This is a genomic window from Acinetobacter sp. 24-47-64 (genome assembly GCF_057737055.1).
The window spans coordinates 1,186,089-1,203,449 of record NZ_CM173215.1 but is presented as its reverse complement, the minus strand read 5'-3'; the positions used below and the strand labels follow the sequence as shown (position 1 = coordinate 1,203,449).

The following is a 17,361-nucleotide window of genomic DNA, read 5'->3' as shown; positions in this document are numbered from 1 at the left end:
TTTCAATATTAAACCACTTATTTTGAAGAAACCATATTGCTCTAAAGTCTTAATTACGTAAATTTAGGCAAATAAAAAAGAGCCTCGAAAGAGGCTCTTTTTATGCCTTACAAATTATGCATTTGTTTCAGCAGGAACTTTTGGATAGCTTACGCCGCCCATTTGTTCAGCGATACGCAGAACTTGGCAGCTATAACCTACTTCGTTGTCGTACCATACATATGCTGTTAAACGGTTACCAGACGTAATTGTTGCTTGCGCATCAAAAACACCTGCAGTGCGTGAACCGATAAAGTCAGATGATACAACTTCAGTAGAATTTGTATAACCAATTTGACCTTGTAGATTAGAGTTGATAGAAATTTGACGAATATATTCGTTCACTTCATCACGATCAACTTCTTTATCTAAAGTCAGATTAAGGATTGCTAAAGACACGTTAGGTGTTGGAACACGTACAGAGTTACCAGTTAATTTGCCTTTAAGCGCTGGAAGTGCTTTAGCAACTGCTTTAGCAGCACCCGTTTCAGTGATCACCATGTTCAACGTTGCAGCACGTCCACGACGGTCAGCTTTATGGTAGTTGTCGATCAAGTTTTGGTCGTTCGTGAATGAGTGAACTGTTTCAACGTGACCATTAATCACTGTATATTTGTCATGAAGTACTTTCAACGTCGGTGTAATCGCGTTTGTAGTACAGCTTGCAGCAGAGATGATTGTATCTTCATCAAGAATGTCAGCTTGGTTAACACCAAACACAACGTTCTTCATATCACCTTTACCAGGTGCAGTTAAAATTACACGTGCAGCGCCTGGGCATTTAAGGTGCTGAGCAAGACCTTCAGCGTCACGCCATTTACCAGTGTTATCAATCACCAATGCATTTTCAATACCATATGCAGTGTAATCCACTTCTGATGGATTAGATGCATAGATCACTTTGATGAATTGACCATTCGCAATAATTGCTTCGTTCTCTTCATCTACAGAAATCGTACCTGCAAATGGACCATGAATAGAGTCACGACGAAGTAAAGAAGCACGTTTCTCTAAATCACCATCAGATGATTTACGAACAACAATCGCTTTAAGATTTAGACCACGACCAAGACCAGACTGACCAATCATAAGACGTGCAAGGATACGACCAATACGACCAAAACCATAAAGCACAACATCTTTATGCTCAACAGATGCGGCATTGCCTTGTAGTGATTTAACAGCGTCAGCAACGAATGCATCTACATCGCCACCTTTTGCTTTAAATTCTACAGCAAGTTTGCCTAAATCGATTTCAGCTGTGCCGATATTTTGTACTTTAACCAATGCTTCAAGGATTGGGAAAGTATCTACAGCAGAAAGTTCAACGTCTAAAACACGTGTACGACGGTGAGCTTTAAGAATTTGGATAACCGAGCGGTTAATTAAAGAGCGACCGTATACTGTAGCTACGATGTTTTTTTCACGGTATAACTGACCAACAAGGGCAATCATACGTTCCGCGAGTTCTTCACGGTTTTTCCAGCGACCTTGGTGCTCTGCATGTAGGGCAACGATAGTGTCTTTGCTCACAGATACGTCCTCTAATTAATTGTAAATCTAAGCATAAATTTCAAAACCCCATAATTGTAAAGGAATTAACTCAGAGTTGAAATGAAAACTCGTTTTATTTTTTACTAAAGCAATTTTCTCTTTGTAAAAAATATATTTTAGCAATTGAATTACAATATAATTTTTTGGGTAAATGATTTCATTTAGATATCAAATACTGATCATTAAGCCTACAAATCCAATTTCGTCACTGAGTTACAGCCTGTTCAACTAAATACTGGTGAAGCCGAAATATCCTGACTCAACATCATATTTAAATCTTCTAAATTAAAATCTTCTAAGTTTTCTGGGAGTTTGACCAATACTGGAAGCTTAGTTAAACCATTTTGCCCCGAAGGGAATGCATAATGTCGTTCAAACTCACTTGTAGCTGAAAAACTTTCAAATTCAATAAATACACTATATTTTCGATAGTTTTTAGGCACACTTAAAATATCTAGATAAGCCTGCTTCTTGATTTTCACCATGGCCAATGAAGTTTGTTGAAGTTCTTTTTCTAGCTTTTCTCCAGCCACCATTCTTTTTAAAAATGAGCCTTGAACTTCAGCATAATCTCGTTTCAAACGCATCGTATGAGACAGCATTTCTCGGTAATCTTGAATATGTTGGCTTAAATCTTCTTGTAATGCATTTAACGGTTTCTTGGAGCGCTCATGCATGACTCCACGCTCATACATATTCAATGGTACAAATATTTCATCTTTACGCTTTTCAAGTAGTTTTAAATAGGCTAACAACTTGTATTCAAACAATTGGACTGAGGAATTAAAAAATAATGAAGGCTGTTGTTTAAAATCTTTATAATTCGCCAGAATATCTGAAAATATGCGATGCACACTTTTAAACAGATGCTCATATTCTTCAATATGTGATAAATGCTGTTCTAAAGCCACCACGAGAGGTTGTAGCAATTCGACAGTCAATGCTTGCTCAATCTTCCGTAAATGCTGTTTGGCTACAAAATCACTATTACTTCCAGCCATCCCTAAATTTTGTGACAAAAGCGGTAATATCATCTGTTCAGCAACATCTTCAAATTCTTGCACAATTTGTATGACATCTTTATGGACTTGATGCTGAATAGTAACCATCATCTGCACGTGTTCCATAAACTGTTTGATATACCCCTCTTCATTGTAACGGCGCATATCCAAAACCAACCCATTGAGATAAATTTGCTGGTTGTATTCCATTCGATCTTCAAATAAAAAACGACGGATCGAAAATGGATTTTGTTCAAACTGACTGGTTGGTGCGATGACGAATAGAAATTCAGAGGTTTTAACAATATCAAAGTGTCGAATGGACTGTTCTTTCAGCAACCATTGTGCAAAAAAAGGATGCTCCATGATCGATGAGCTTCTAGGTAGAAGGGGTTTAAACCAATACCCCAATAATTGTTGCTTAATAAATACCTCTATCATAAAGCTCTTAATCTGAGCTGAAGTTAACTGACGAGCTCCAACTGGTGTTTCAAGATTTAATTCACGAATTAACTTAGCAACATCTTGCAAAAAAACCCGACGCATTAACATTTTTTCGCGTTGTAATTTTAAATTGTCCTCAACAGCAATTAGGTCAATTTGATACAGCGCATTTTCTAAATAGTCTGCCACTTGTACGCAATCCGTCATCTCCTTCAACCATTGGATAGATTGACATAACTTTGCTGCAATGGAGCGCATTCTTTCACTAGAAAAACTATGCTTTAAAATTCCCAGCGACGTCGTGACTTTATATTCGAATGTGTTATTCACACGATTCCAAAATATATCTTTAGGTTTGAGAATTTGACGATCAATTTCTTCGCGAACGTCACTATCTGAATGTTGAAATATACGCTCTAAGAGTCTTTGCCAGTTTAAATCCAGACTAGGCTCCATCTGTAATAATGCTGCTCTTGTTTGGTACTGAATCATGATTGTTAAATTAGAATTATTATTGATTTAACAAATTTACCACATTTTTATGTTTTAGTTAATTATGTCACAAATATTTTTAAAGAATAAGTAATTATTCTTATCATTCAGTCAAAAACTCTTATGTACAACTCATGCTTATGTAATGATATGAAACTTAGTGCTCATCTTTTTTGGCTAGACGCGATTGTAGTTTCTTATGTTGATATTGAAGTAACTTTTCAGTTCTTCTTTGACGATAGAGATAAATTGTACCTTCCAAAATAAGGAGCAATACAGCAAACCAAATTGGAATATAAGTCAACCATTCTCCTGCTTCCACGCGTTCACCCATTGCTATTGATGCTCCTGCCAACAAAATTGGCTCTAAATAACTCAATAACCCAAAAATCACAAATGGAAGATATCTGCTCGCCAAGATGTAACTTCCAAGCCCTAAGGCACTTAAGCAACCTAGACCTAGTACAGCTAAAATGAGATATTTAAACTCAATAATCAGGGGCAATGTGTTTGAATAAAAAAATGCTAGAAAAATAGCAACTGGAATCACCAGCAATAAATCCCACCAGAATCCACCTAAATGATCTGTTCCAAATTTTCTTCTTAAAAAAAAGTAGATCGGATAAGCCACAGCAACATACATGGTCTCCCATGCCACAGTACCGATGCGCCAGATTTCATGGCTGACACCAAGAATTGCAAAAAACACTGCTGCAATTTGCCACTTTGAGAGCTTTTCTTTGTAAAGAACGCAACCAAAGAGAACCATCACCAGAGGCAACAAAAAATATCCTAAAGAAACCTCAAGCCCCCGACCATTGATTGGTCCCCACAAAAATAACCAGAGTTGAGTTGTACACAAAAACGAACTGATCAAGAGCCAAATTAAAATAGATGGTTGTTTGCAAATTTTATTATAAATTTCTCGAACATATTTTAGATCACCCGACCACCACATAAACAGCGTTAAAAAAGGTAATGTTGCTAACATTCGCCAAGCAAAGGTCTGCTCACTGTCTAGTGGTCTTAGAAAATACGTATAAAAATATAGCACCCCAAATGTTACTGATGCCATAACTGACAATGCTATACCTTTTAACATATCTGAACCTAAATTTTACCAAACGATATTATAGCTAGAATTCATAGCAATAGATGTTGATGCATAAAAAAACCACGCCTTAGCGTGGTTCTCATCATTTTCAACATTATTTTGTTGAACCAGGTGCTTGACCCGTTTGCTTTGTACGTATCACATCGCTTAAGTCATAACCAACGGATTTAGCATAATCAAGATACTCATTCACAACTGCTTGATCAGGATTATGCGTGCGAGAAAGCACCCACATGTACTTACGTTTAGGCTCACCCACAAGTACAGTTTGATAATCCTCATCCAGTTTCAGCACCCAATAATCGCCACGACCAACTGGTAACCATCGAATAGCACTCGGCAAGAAACTAACTTTCAATTTTGTATTAAATGGCTGATTTTGTACAAATGCCTCACCCACTGACTGAGTAACTTTACCGTCAGCAGTAAAACAACGGTTATCAACATTGACATTACCATTTTCATTTAATGTATATGTCGCAGTCACATCACGATCACACTTGTTTTGGAAATAAAGTGGCTTACGTGCTACTTCATACCAAACACCTAAGTATTTATCGAGTTCAACTTTCTCAACAGTGTTGAGTGGCTTCTCCTGAGCATAAACCATCGTTGCTGCCCCTAAACCAACCAATAACGCACCACCCAATACAATCTTGCTAACATTGAAACCAGCAGATGGGAGACTCTTGATCATCTAAATAACCCCTATTTATTGAATTTGTTTGTGAGTATTCATTTACTCTTCTACAATAATGGTTATTTTTCGGCTTAATGTTACGTTATGTGATGATTTTACAATGTTTTCTGTAAATTAAATCACTGAATTAACTGTGCTTTTAAACGCACGATCTCATCACGGAAACGCGCTGCTTGCTCAAACTGAAGCTCTTTCGAAGCTTTGAGCATTTCCTTCTCCAATTTAGCCAAATGTTTTGCCAATAGTTTTGGATCGGAAACTATATGGCGCTCATCCGCACTTAATGCACGTGCTTGTCCTGATACATTCTCATCAATTGACTCATCATCATACACTTCACCAGTATCAATTTCTTTGATGACTTGGCGGACTGCCGAACGCGGAGTGATGCCATGTTCTAAGTTAAAATTAATTTGTTTGGTACGGCGACGCTCCGTTTCATCAATCGCTTTTTGCATTGAATCCGTAATACGATCCGCATATAAAATAGCCTTTCCCTCAACATTTCGAGCAGCACGACCAATGGTTTGGATAAGTGAACGTTCAGAGCGTAAAAAGCCTTCTTTATCGGCATCTAAAATTGCAACTAAAGATACCTCAGGCATGTCTAAACCTTCACGGAGTAAGTTAATTCCAATCAAAGCATCGTAGACACCTGTTCGTAATTCATGAATGATCTTCACACGTTCAACAGTATCAATATCAGAGTGCAAATAAGCCACCTTGATCCCATACTCTTTTAAATATGACGTCAAATCTTCAGCCATTCGTTTGGTTAACGTTGTGACCAAGACGCGTTCATTTTTATCTTTACGTTGATTAATCTCCGAAAGGACATCATCCACCTGAGTCAATACTGGTCGAATTTCAATGACGGGATCAATCAATCCTGTTGGACGCACCACCTGCTCAGCAATTTGTTCTGATTTTTCTAATTCATAATTTGCAGGCGTCGCACTGACATAAATTGTAGTAGGAATAATACGTTCCCACTCTTCAAACTTCATTGGTCGATTATCCAATGCACTTGGCAAGCGGAAACCATAATTCACTAGGTTTTCTTTACGTGATCGATCGCCTTTATACATCGCACCAATTTGAGGAACCGTAACATGCGATTCATCAATAATAAGTAATGCATCCTCAGGTAAGTAGTCGAAAAGCGTTGGCGGAGCCTCTCCAGCTGGTCGACCTGATAAATGTCTCGAGTAATTCTCAATACCATTGGTATATCCAAGCTGCTGCATCATCTCAAGGTCATACCGAGTACGTTGTTCAATACGTTGAGCTTCAAGTAATTTATCTTCGGCTCTGAAATATGCCAAGCGCTCATTGAGTTCTTCACGAATCGTTTCGATCGCACGCTGCAAGTTATCTTTAGGCGTCACATAGTGACTTTTAGGATAAATCGTGATTCGTGGGACTTTACGAATCATTTTTCCAGTCAAAGGATCAAACCAGCGGATCGAATCCACTTCATCATCAAATAGCTCAATCCGCACTGCATTTTGTTCTGACTCTGCGGGGAAAATATCAAGAATTTCTCCACGAATTCGATAAGTACCTCGTAAAAATTCGAGTTCATTACGCGTATATTGCATTTCTACCAATCGACGAATCAGCTCATCACGGCTGACTCGATCACCTGTCACAATATGTAAGAGCATATTCATATATGCGTTAGGATCACCTAAACCATAAATGGCGGACACCGAAGCAACGATAATGGCATCCTTACGCTCAAGCAAAGCACGCGTTGCGGACAACCGCATCTGATCGATGTGATCATTAATAGCAGAATCCTTCTCAATAAAAGTATCAGATGACGGAACGTATGCTTCTGGCTGATAGTAATCGTAATAACTTACAAAATACTCAACAGCATTATGTGGAAAAAAAGCTTTAAATTCTCCATAGAGTTGAGCCGCGAGGGTTTTGTTATGTGCCATTACAATAGTAGGACGTTGTAATTGCATAATCACATTCGCCATCGTATAGGTCTTACCAGAGCCTGTTACCCCTAGTAGCAATTGATCCTTAAAACCTTGTTGTACTCCTTTAACAAGTTTCTCAATCGCTTGAGGTTGATCTCCTGCAGGCTCGTAATTAGTTACTAATTCAAATGGACGACTGTCACTCACTCGATAATTCTCGCTATACAGATGATGAAAATATGCAATAACACTGGTAATGCATGGCTTGCTTGCTCAAATCTTTATGATTTACTCATCTGATGATGAGGGTGAAAACCATAAATTCAATCAATTTTACTTGACCCTTACAGCAATCAATTGCACCATGAACTTAAATTGCATGTTGATGTAAAAAACTATGACTTACCAATATCACGATGAAACGATTATCAACAGTTTAAATGAAGATACAGTATTTGTATTTGGTAGTAATTTAGCAGGCACGCATGCAGGTGGTGCTGCAAAAATTGCACTTCAACATTTCGGTGCGATTAAAGGTGCTGGTCGCGGCTGGGCTGGACAGAGCTATGCAATACCTACCATGAATGAGCATTTGCAACAAATGCCTCTATCCCAGATTGAACACTACATCAATGATTTTAAGATCTATACAAAAAACCACCCCAAGATTAAGTATTTTATTACAGCCGTTGGTTGTGGTGTAGCAGGTTACAAAGTTGCTGAAATAGCACCCATGTTCAAAGGTATATCAAAAAATGTGATTTTCCCGATTTCATTTAAACCTTTCGTTGAACGAACCTTTCCTAAATTAAGCCAACCTTTATTACATGCCATTTTTTCTTCTGAACTGCTGTTCGCGGATTCTTTAGAAACGGCATTTGAGCAACTTAATTTAAATGAATCTGAAAAGAAACTAGCGAATATTTTGATCGAAACGCCGATGTTCCCCGTAGACAGTAATGGACGTGAACGCATCTTTGAAATCGAAGATATTCTCTACCACCTTAAAGATCAAACCTTCCAATATGAACCTAAGTCCGATCGTGCATTTATGATGGGTGGTGTGGTATTGGCCTTACTTGAACTCTACCAAATGAATGAACAAGATTTTGTTGATGTTTGGCAAGGGCTTAAGTCAATTTCTGCGCCAAAACCTGAGCATCGAGCAAAAAAATCAGTTTAATAAGATGTTGATTTTATAAGATTCATTCACTTATATTGTATAAATGAATGAATTTTAAACACCAAGGCTCGCATCTATGGATCATTTAGATCTGACCATCTTTGATTTATCTCCAATTGCGATGTGGCTACAAGACTTCAGCGGTGTTAAACAAATTTTTGAACAATGGACTGCTGAAGGTATTGAAGATATTGAAGCATATCTGATGGAGGATCACAGTCGTCTCCATCTTTGCTTGAGTACGATTCATACCTTACGTGTTAACCAAAGTACGCTTAAACTGTATGAAGCAAAAAACTTAGAAGAAATTTTAGAAAGTTTTCAGAAGTTCCTTCATCCTGAAGTCAGCACTTTCCAAATCCAATTTTTCGTATCACTTTGGAAGAATACTGAACATCATATTCCAGTGATCAATTATACGACCAATGGAAAGCGTTTAGATGTTCAATTACGCGGTATGAAATTAAAAGGTTATGAGGATAATTGGAAATGCCTACTCATGACCACCGAAGATATTTCCCAATATCAAAAAGCACGTCATTTTGCCGAATCTTTATTTACTTATAATCCAACAGCACTATGGATCATGGATTTTAGCCAAATTAAAAAAAGATTTGAGCTGCTCCGTTTGCAAAACATTGAGAATTTAGACCAACACATTCATCAACATCCAGAATTTGTTGTGGAATGCTTTGAGCAAATAAATTTCATTGATGTCAATGAAGCGGCGCTCAAACTTTTTGCTGTGAAAGATAAATCTCAATTTTTACATCATTCTCATGATTTATTTGATATTAAACGTTTGGAAAATTTTAAAAGCCAGTTACTACAATTGTGGAATCATGAAGAATATCAACAGCGAGAAAGTAGTTTCTACAACGCGAATGGAGAACAAATCTTCGTTTTAGAACAATTAAATATTTTTCCACATAATTTAGATGATTGGGCGGTGATACAAGTCGCCCTTACAGATATCACTGAGCGAAAAAAATTAGAAAATCACTTACATTATTTGGGTCAACATGACATTTTAACTGATTTACATAACAGAACTTATTTTAATGAAGAAATTGAACGGATTGAGCAACTTGATCTCTATCCAGTGTCTTGTATTTACATTGACATGAACGGTTTAAAAATCATCAATGATCAGTTCGGACATGATGTCGGTGATCAGTATCTAAAAAACTTTGCCGAAATTCTTCAATTTGTCACTCACAAAAAAGATTTTTCAATTTCTAGAATAGGTGGCGATGAATTTGTATTATTGATGCCTCATGCCGATGTTGAGCAAGTTAAAATCCTTGTTCATGATCTTGAAACTCAAATACATCAACATAATCTAGATCACCCTCATCTTTCTATCAGCGTTTCACTCGGACATGCCACAAGACTTAAAGGCGAAACCTTAGAAGATATGTTACGCCGTGCAGATAAATGCATGTATATTAACAAGCATCATTTTTATCAAAATAAAAATCTAACGAATTGAGCTCAACGTTAGCTTAGCTTAAAAAAAGTGTCTTAAATCACGTAAATAATAAAAAATTTGAATTTTATATCAAAATAATTTAGTGCTATATTATCCACAATTTATTGTTTTAAAAGAAAAGTTCAAGGATAGTTATGGAGATACTTGATTCATCAATTTTTGATTTATCTCCTATCCCAATGTGGTTGGAAGATTTTAGTGCCATTCAAACCATCTTTAACCAATGGCGTAGTGATGGGGTTACTGATTTAGCTTTACATCTGCAGCAAAATCCAGATCTTGTGACTTTATGCGCACATCAAATTAAGATTGTTAAAGTAAATCAAAAAACACTCGATCTTTTTGAAGCACAAAGCCTTAAACATCTCACCCAAAATTTAAGCACCATTTTCCAACATCAAATGTTTGATGCACATGTAGCGGAATTAGTTGCACTTTGGAAGGGTGAATTAGAGTTTACAAGTACAACCACTAATTTCACCTTGAGTGGTCAACCCTTAGACATAAAACTGCGAGCTGTCGTTTTACCTGGTTCAGAACAAAGTTTAGACCGTATTTTGCTTACTACAGAAGATATTAGTGGTTATATGCAAGCTCGGCGTTTAGAAGAAAAAAATCGTCGATTAGCTGAAGCAAGATTTAGTTATTCACCCACATCATTATGGGTTGAAGACTTTAGTCGCATTAAATTAAGACTCGATCATCTTAAATCAATTGGTATTGATGATTTCAGAACTTTTTTAGATGTGCATCAAGATTTCGTACAACAATGCATTGAAGACATTGTATTACTTGATGTCAATCAAGCAACATTGGATTTATTCAAGGCATCGACGAAATCTGATTTATTTCAAAATCTAAAAAAGGTTTTCTCAAAAGAAATGCATCAAACTTTTAAGGAACAATTAATCGAACTATGGAATGGGAAAATTCATCATAGTCGTGAAGCAATCAACTACGCTTTGGATGGTTCAATTCGTTATGTTTTACTTCAATTCACTGTGTTTCCAGGTTATGAAGAAGATTGGGGACTTGTACAACTTGCCCTAACGGACATTACAGCGCGAAAAAAAGCTGAGAGCTATTTAGAATATTTAGGTAAACACGACGTTTTAACCAAACTCAAAAATCGCTCGTTCTACACTGAAGAAATCCATCGATTAGAACGCGCACTTATTCGCCCAGTTTCTGCAATTTTTCTTGATATGAATGGCCTTAAACCGATTAATGATCACTTTGGTCATGATGCAGGTGATGAGATTTTACGCAGAATGGGTAATATCTTAAGTAGAACGATTCACAATACCAGTTATACAGCCTCTCGAATTGGAGGTGATGAATTTGTTATCTTGATGCAAGGTGCAAATGAAACTACCGTTCAGTCGACGATTTTGACCATTCAAGAATTATTGAATATCGATAATCAATATTATTCTAACCATATCATCAGTGCATCAATGGGATTTGCTACAAGCCTTGAGAATGAAACAATTGAGGATATGTTAAAGCGTGCAGATCAATCCATGTATGATCATAAGAGACAATACTACAAATATTTATCCAATAAAAATCAATAGTTTATAATATTTATATTTTTAGATCATACATTTTATTTGCTCTTGAAACACTAGTCATTGCACTGGTGTTTTTTTTTTGAAAAAATCAATCTTATTCAGTTCTCATATAAGCTTTACTATATTTTTCATTAAATTATGACAAAAAATTCATGATCTTGTCTAACAAAAGCAATTGATTTTAAATTAATAAAATGTGATTCTCATCACACTTTAATCACGAACAATGATTAAAAACACTTTATTTTTATAAGAGACTATAACAATGGCTTTGTTCAATTATAAATCATTCGATTACTTACCTAACTTTAAATTAAGTTCAGTTCTCTCAATTCCAGCTCAACTCGTTGGTAATGGTCTAATCGCTGCCACCAATGCTGTGAATACTGTTCTTGATGTAGTTTCTCCTATTGGTTTAGCAGGTAATGCTTTACTTGGCAAACCCTTCGAATCAGTGCACGAACTTGGTGATAAAATTATTGATGCAGCTTCAGATGCAGTGAATTCAGTGGGTAAAGCACTTGGTGCAACCATCGAACCGAATAACACTCATCATAAAAATGAGTGGGAAGACAAAGAACTCAGCTTAGATAATATTTTAAGCCTTCCTGGGGATTTAATTGGAAACACCATTATTGGTGCAACCAATATTGCCAATGATATTCTTGATGCTGCTGCACCGATTGCTATTGCAGGAAATGCGCTAATCCCTGGTTTTGATGTTGTTCATAAAGCAGGTGATACGATTATTGATGCTGTCTCTGATGTGGCTCATGACATTGGCTCAGCGATTGGCGGGACTATTGAACCTAAAGATACGCATTATGATAATGAATGGTCTCAAGAGCTTCCATCAGCTACTGAAAACCTAAAATCAATTGTGAATACAGTTGCAAATCAAGTTGAAAATGCACTTGAACCTATTTTCGATTATGTTCCTGATTTCAAATTTAGCTCAGTACTTTCTATTCCAGCTCAGTTACTAGGTAATGGTTTAGTCACAACAGCAAATTTAGTCAATACAGTTTTAGATGTGGCTTCTCCTATTGGCCTAGCAGGTAATGCTCTACTTGGTAAACCATTTGAAGTTGTTCATGAGTTAGGTGACCGTATTATCGATGCAGCATCGAATTTACTCAGTGGTGCTGGTGAAGCCCTCGGCTCAAATGTAGAAGCAAAAGATACACACCACAAAAATGAATGGAAAGATGGCGAACTTAGCCTTGATTCAATTTTAAAAATTCCAAGTGAGCTGGTTGGAAATTTGATTATCGGCAAAGATGGCATCGTGAATGATTTATTAGATAGCGTTGCGCCATTGGTTAAAGTTGGTGATAAATTCATTCCTGGTTTCGAAGAAATTCATAAAGCCGGTGATGCAATCATTGATCAAATTTCAGACATTATCGTAAATATTGGTAAGGATATTGGTGCCACTCTTCCACCTTCAGACTCACATTTTGATCGAGAATGGGGGCAACCAAAACAACCAGATCAATCTAATCCATCAGATGACGGTCGTCCTAAATTCTACAAAATTGACAATCAATTTAGTTACCGCGTAAGTGAATCTGCATTTAAACAAGTTCAAGAACTATATAACAAGTTTATCTCAACTGGTTCTTTACAAGGTAAAAATTTCTGGCGCCCTATTTATACCGTGATCAAAGAAGATTTAGCATCAAATGACGCAGTTGATCAGGGTACTAAAAACTGGTTAAAAGTTGCTGAAGCTGTTGCAATAGCTGATCCTCAGAGCTTCCTTTATCAATATGTTCGCTTAGGAACAGGTAAATCACTTGCAGATAAAGGCATCTATATTACGGATGAACAATTCTGGCAAGCATCAAATGTATTGATCAAAACTTTAGCTGACAATTTCTTGAATGGCGTTAAAAATGCTGATGGCGAGACTGTTGTTCCAGCAGGATATTTACCAAGCTCTGATGGTAAGTTTGGATTGGTACTTATGGATGCAACTCAAGCTCTTGAAAACTTGGGTGGCGAGCTAGGTGATTGGACAGGTATCACACCATTAAGTATTCTTGATCACTATTTAGGTGTTGATACTTCACAATTGAATGGTGGTGATAGCCGTCCGTTTACTTGGTATTTAGAGCTATTGGGTGATGTAGTTAAAGCCAACTTAAAAGCTGGTGCGAGTATCTTTGATGTTGTGAATCAGATCGTGACTGAGGGCTTAAATTTCGTTGGACAATTCGTCAAAGGTGAAATATTTGATGATGGCTTCTCTTCACGTGATCAACTTGTAAATACATTGACTCAACTTGCTTATGCATATGCAGGTGATTTGGCTGGCTCTGTAGCTGTAGCGACAAACTTATTTAATCCTAACACCAACATTATCACCACTTACTCAGTTTTAGGACGTACTTTAAACGGTAAAGATGGTAATGACATCATTAAAGGCGGTGTCGGCAATGATACGCTTGTAGGTGGTAAAGGTGATGACTTGCTCTTTGGTGGTTGGGGCAATGACATTCTTAAAGGTGGTGAAGGCATCAATGTCCTCGTAGGTGGTCGTGGAGACGATACCTATTATGTACAATCAAAATATGACTTCGTACTTGAACACAACTATGAAGGTACAGACACTGTCATTAGTTCTGCAGATCAGTATCAATTAACCGAAAATATTGAAAACCTTACGCTGATCAATCCAATCAAAGAACTTTTGATTGCTGGATCAGAAATTCAACAAAGTGGTACGGGTAACCAATCTGACAACATTATCACAGGTAGCAAATTCGTAAATAACGAACTAAAAGGCCTCGCTGGAGATGACACCTTAATCGCAAATGGTGGTCTGATTAACATCTTAAATGGTGGTATTGGTAATGACAAATTGTATGGCGATCTTGGTAACGAGACATACTATTTTGATCAAGGCTTTGGAGTAGATACAATCTATGAAAAAGGTGGTCAAGATACCATTCAATTTGGTGCTGGTATCTCAATTGATGATTTACTCGTTCAAGACTCTGGGAATGATCGTATCATCAAACTTAAAGATTCTGCTGATCAAATCACTATTAAAGATTGGGCTAAAGGTGAAGCACATCAAGTTGAATCAATCGTATTTAAAGACGGTTCTACATTCAACTTACTGACTCTAGATCAAAACTTAAGTTACGTGTAATTCTTCCCTGCAAAAAAATAGGTGCTTAAAGCACCTATTTTTTATCTTTTACCCATCGAGCGACGTGTACCACGTGGTGGCATCCATGTGCGATCAGCATAGCGCTGAGGCTTTGGACGTAGAACTTCGATTTCTTCATCAGCTTGCTTTGCGTCATTCACTTGCTTGATAGGAAATGGAAGATTCACTACAGGCTTCTTTTTGGGAGAATTTTCCGAACTCATTTGAGACTACTCATTTCAATCTAACGCTATTGTACGGAAATTTGTTTTTTTATGCGACCCACGTTGTTTAATGTGGATATGTATCATTGCATTAAAATTCGGTGAATTTCGTGATTTTTTGCTAATTTGCCTAGATATTGGACGACTAAAACATTCAATTTAAGCTAAGATAGTGTGCTTTTTATTTTTTAATCCCTATAAGAAGGAATACTGCCGTGGACGTACGTCTCTCTGATCGTGTCAATGCCATCAAACCGTCCCCAACGCTTGCTGTGACCAATAAAGCTGCAGAACTTAAAGCTGCTGGTAAAAACGTTATTGGCTTAGGTGCAGGTGAACCGGATTTCGATACACCACAACACATCAAAGATGCAGCAATTGCAGCGATTAACAACGGTTTCACTAAATACACCGCAGTTGACGGTACGCCAGGTCTTAAAAAAGCAATTATCGCTAAATTAAAACGTGATAATAACCTTGATTATGCTGCTAACCAGATTCTCGTTTCTTGTGGCGGTAAGCAATCATTCTTTAACCTTGCGCTTGCATTGTTAAATAAAGGCGATGAAGTAATCATCCCTGCTCCATTCTGGGTAAGCTATCCAGATATGGTGATCATCGCAGAAGGTGTGCCAGTTATTGTTAAATGTGGTGAAGAACAACGTTTCAAAATCACACCAGCTCAATTAGAAGCTACAATTACTGATAAAACTCGCCTAGTTGTTTTAAACAGCCCATCTAACCCAACAGGTATGATTTATACCAAAGAAGAATTAGAAGCATTAGCTGAAGTTCTTCGTAAATATCCTGAAGTATATGTTGCTTCTGATGATATGTACGAACCAATTCGTTGGGACGACGAGTTTTATAACATTGCTACAGTTGCACCAGATCTTTACGATCGCGTAATCATTCTCAACGGTGTATCTAAAGCATATGCAATGACAGGTTGGCGTATCGGCTATGCAGCAGGTCCTGCTAAATTAATCGGCGCAATGAAGAAAATTCAATCACAATCTACTTCTAACCCAACTTCAATTTCGCAAGTTGCGGCAGAAGCTGCATTGAATGGTCCTCAAGATGTACTTAAACCAATGATTGAAGCTTTCAAACGCCGTCATGATTTGGTTGTTAATGGCTTGAATGATATCAAAGGCATTACATGCTTACCTGCTGACGGTGCATTCTATGCTTATGCAAACATTCGTCCATTGATCCGTGCAAAAGGTTTAAAATCTTGCACAGAATTCTCTGCATGGTTATTGGAAGAAACTGGTGTTGCGGTTGTTCCTGGTGATGCATTCGGTTTAGGCGGTTATATGCGTATTTCATATGCAACAGCAGATGAAGTATTGGTTGATGCGCTTGCACGTATCAAAAAAGCAGCTGACTCAATCGAAGGCGTAGATGCAGCAATTGCTTCTATCGCAGCTGAAAAATAATCTGATAAATTAATCAGATCAAAAACCCGCGATTTTCGCGGGTTTTTTTTATTAAATCTAAACCCCTTCATGCACCTACATAACCCAATACGCAACATAAAACCTTTTGTTTAGTACGCTCGCTCACTGAAGCGAAAAAAGTGTGCTTTTAGGATTGGATAAAAGTCAGAGATTTTTTAAAAAGCAACTCAAACATGATCCAACAGTTGTCTAAGTAGCCCGCTGATAAATTAAGCTTTATACACTATTCATAGTATCGATAGCCCAATCTGAAACATCATATTTATCACTGAAAAATCCCATTTATAGATATGCTTTGCACCATCATATAGAAGTTGGAACTGATCTAAGTAACCATAATATGGGATTTAATTAATGAAAAATAAGTTCTAGAAAAACCAATTCACCCTACTAAAGAAGATAAAATGACACAGGCTAACTTGGACTATATTTAAAAAAAAATCAATTCATTCAACAATTTCAGATTTAACTTGTGAAACTTTGCCTAAACTGTAAGCTGTTTATTAAACAAATGCTTTGAAGGACGAGAACAACTTAGGCATTCAACATAATATTTAAGTGGTGACTTTAATAAAATCTCGCTCACCGCATTCGACTCATTTAACCAAGCAAGCGATTTATTCGTGCCAAGAATAGCATTCCCTTTTATGGAGTAGATATAGACTTTATTTACGTTAGATGTTAAATCATTTGCTGCCAAATATTGTTCAAGCGTGAATGATTGATCGTGATCAACAGACCATTTTTCAGAAAACCACAACTGCAATAACTCACCCAAAACCAGATGATGTTTTTTAAAAGGAAATACATCAACTATCGCGCCCTCGACTTCAGTGAAATAAGAACTAGGCGAATTTAAGATAGACAGGTAATTTTGTTTATAGAATTCAAGATTAGAAAAGATCTGAGAAATGGTAAGCGTATTCATTCGCTTTCTCCTATTTTAGCCATTTAGTGCTGGCAAGTTGGTATAAATCCACACTGCTT

At 37.0% G+C, this 17,361-nt stretch carries 12 protein-coding genes; 5 read left to right on the top strand and 7 right to left on the bottom strand.

From position 1 onward, the window contains the following. Positions 1-114 precede the first annotated feature (114 nt). The 5 genes from AC1M85_RS05705 to uvrB form a co-directional block, all read right to left on the bottom strand. Positions 115-1,572, bottom strand: a complete 1,458-nt coding sequence (locus AC1M85_RS05705; protein ID WP_180028420.1) for a glyceraldehyde-3-phosphate dehydrogenase — start codon at positions 1,570-1,572, stop codon at positions 115-117. 245 nt (positions 1,573-1,817) lie between these two features. Beyond that, positions 1,818-3,530, bottom strand: coding sequence for a hypothetical protein (locus AC1M85_RS05700; RefSeq protein ID WP_488213726.1), 1,713 nt, complete (start codon positions 3,528-3,530; stop codon positions 1,818-1,820). Positions 3,531-3,687: 157 nt separating this feature from the next. Continuing rightward, entirely contained in the window at positions 3,688-4,632 is a 945-nt protein-coding gene (gene rarD, locus AC1M85_RS05695) for an EamA family transporter RarD (RefSeq protein WP_481607639.1), read from the bottom strand. Positions 4,633-4,738: 106 nt separating this feature from the next. Then, on the bottom strand, positions 4,739-5,341 hold the full coding sequence (locus tag AC1M85_RS05690; RefSeq protein ID WP_481589036.1) for a lipocalin family protein: 603 nt from the start codon (positions 5,339-5,341) through the stop codon (positions 4,739-4,741). 122 nt (positions 5,342-5,463) lie between these two features. After that, positions 5,464-7,485 carry an excinuclease ABC subunit UvrB gene (gene uvrB, locus AC1M85_RS05685; protein ID WP_488213725.1) on the bottom strand — a complete coding sequence of 674 codons (2,022 nt, stop codon included), beginning with the start codon at positions 7,483-7,485 and terminating at the stop codon, positions 5,464-5,466. A 190-nt stretch (positions 7,486-7,675) separates the two neighbouring features. Here uvrB and AC1M85_RS05680 point away from each other — a divergent pair, with 190 nt between their 5' ends. The 4 genes from AC1M85_RS05680 to AC1M85_RS05665 all read left to right on the top strand — a co-directional run bounded on the left by AC1M85_RS05680 (position 7,676) and on the right by AC1M85_RS05665 (position 14,687). Beyond that, entirely contained in the window at positions 7,676-8,461 is a 786-nt protein-coding gene (locus AC1M85_RS05680; protein ID WP_488213724.1) for an A1S_2505 family phage non-structural protein, read from the top strand. 76 nt (positions 8,462-8,537) lie between these two features. Continuing rightward, the gene (locus tag AC1M85_RS05675; protein ID WP_092767051.1) at positions 8,538-9,953 is read left to right on the top strand and encodes a sensor domain-containing diguanylate cyclase; all 1,416 of its coding nucleotides are present in this window, start codon (positions 8,538-8,540) and stop codon (positions 9,951-9,953) included. A 134-nt stretch (positions 9,954-10,087) separates the two neighbouring features. Further along, positions 10,088-11,530 carry a sensor domain-containing diguanylate cyclase gene (locus AC1M85_RS05670; protein ID WP_481590307.1) on the top strand — a complete coding sequence of 481 codons (1,443 nt, stop codon included), beginning with the start codon at positions 10,088-10,090 and terminating at the stop codon, positions 11,528-11,530. Between the two features lie 262 nt (positions 11,531-11,792). After that, entirely contained in the window at positions 11,793-14,687 is a 2,895-nt protein-coding gene (locus AC1M85_RS05665; protein WP_488213723.1) for a calcium-binding protein, read from the top strand. 41 nt (positions 14,688-14,728) lie between these two features. Here the strand turns inward: AC1M85_RS05665 and AC1M85_RS05660 are convergent, their stop codons facing one another. Beyond that, on the bottom strand, positions 14,729-14,911 hold the full coding sequence (locus AC1M85_RS05660) for a hypothetical protein (protein ID WP_092767054.1): 183 nt from the start codon (positions 14,909-14,911) through the stop codon (positions 14,729-14,731). A gap of 215 nt (positions 14,912-15,126) precedes the next feature. Between AC1M85_RS05660 and AC1M85_RS05655 the strand changes: the two genes are divergently transcribed. Beyond that, entirely contained in the window at positions 15,127-16,353 is a 1,227-nt protein-coding gene (locus tag AC1M85_RS05655; protein WP_488213722.1) for a pyridoxal phosphate-dependent aminotransferase, read from the top strand. A 505-nt stretch (positions 16,354-16,858) separates the two neighbouring features. On the opposite strand, the gene AC1M85_RS05650 is transcribed toward AC1M85_RS05655, so the two are convergent. Next, positions 16,859-17,302, bottom strand: a complete 444-nt coding sequence (locus tag AC1M85_RS05650) for a hypothetical protein (protein WP_488213721.1) — start codon at positions 17,300-17,302, stop codon at positions 16,859-16,861. Positions 17,303-17,361 lie beyond the last annotated feature (59 nt).

Bases quoted from the DNA above. Each gene is read 5' to 3' on its own strand.
- AC1M85_RS05650 (WP_488213721.1), bottom strand. From the start codon at position 17,302: ATGAATACGCTTACCATTTCTCAGATCTTTTCTAATCTTGAATTCTAT.
- AC1M85_RS05670 (WP_481590307.1), top strand. From the start codon at position 10,088: ATGGAGATACTTGATTCATCAATTTTTGATTTATCTCCTATCCCAATG.
- AC1M85_RS05660 (WP_092767054.1), bottom strand. From the start codon at position 14,911: ATGAGTTCGGAAAATTCTCCCAAAAAGAAGCCTGTAGTGAATCTTCCA.
- AC1M85_RS05675 (WP_092767051.1), top strand. From the start codon at position 8,538: ATGGATCATTTAGATCTGACCATCTTTGATTTATCTCCAATTGCGATG.
- AC1M85_RS05700 (WP_488213726.1), bottom strand. From the start codon at position 3,530: ATGATTCAGTACCAAACAAGAGCAGCATTATTACAGATGGAGCCTAGT.
- AC1M85_RS05680 (WP_488213724.1), top strand. From the start codon at position 7,676: ATGACTTACCAATATCACGATGAAACGATTATCAACAGTTTAAATGAA.
- AC1M85_RS05690 (WP_481589036.1), bottom strand. From the start codon at position 5,341: ATGATCAAGAGTCTCCCATCTGCTGGTTTCAATGTTAGCAAGATTGTA.
- rarD (WP_481607639.1), bottom strand. From the start codon at position 4,632: ATGTTAAAAGGTATAGCATTGTCAGTTATGGCATCAGTAACATTTGGG.
- AC1M85_RS05665 (WP_488213723.1), top strand. From the start codon at position 11,793: ATGGCTTTGTTCAATTATAAATCATTCGATTACTTACCTAACTTTAAA.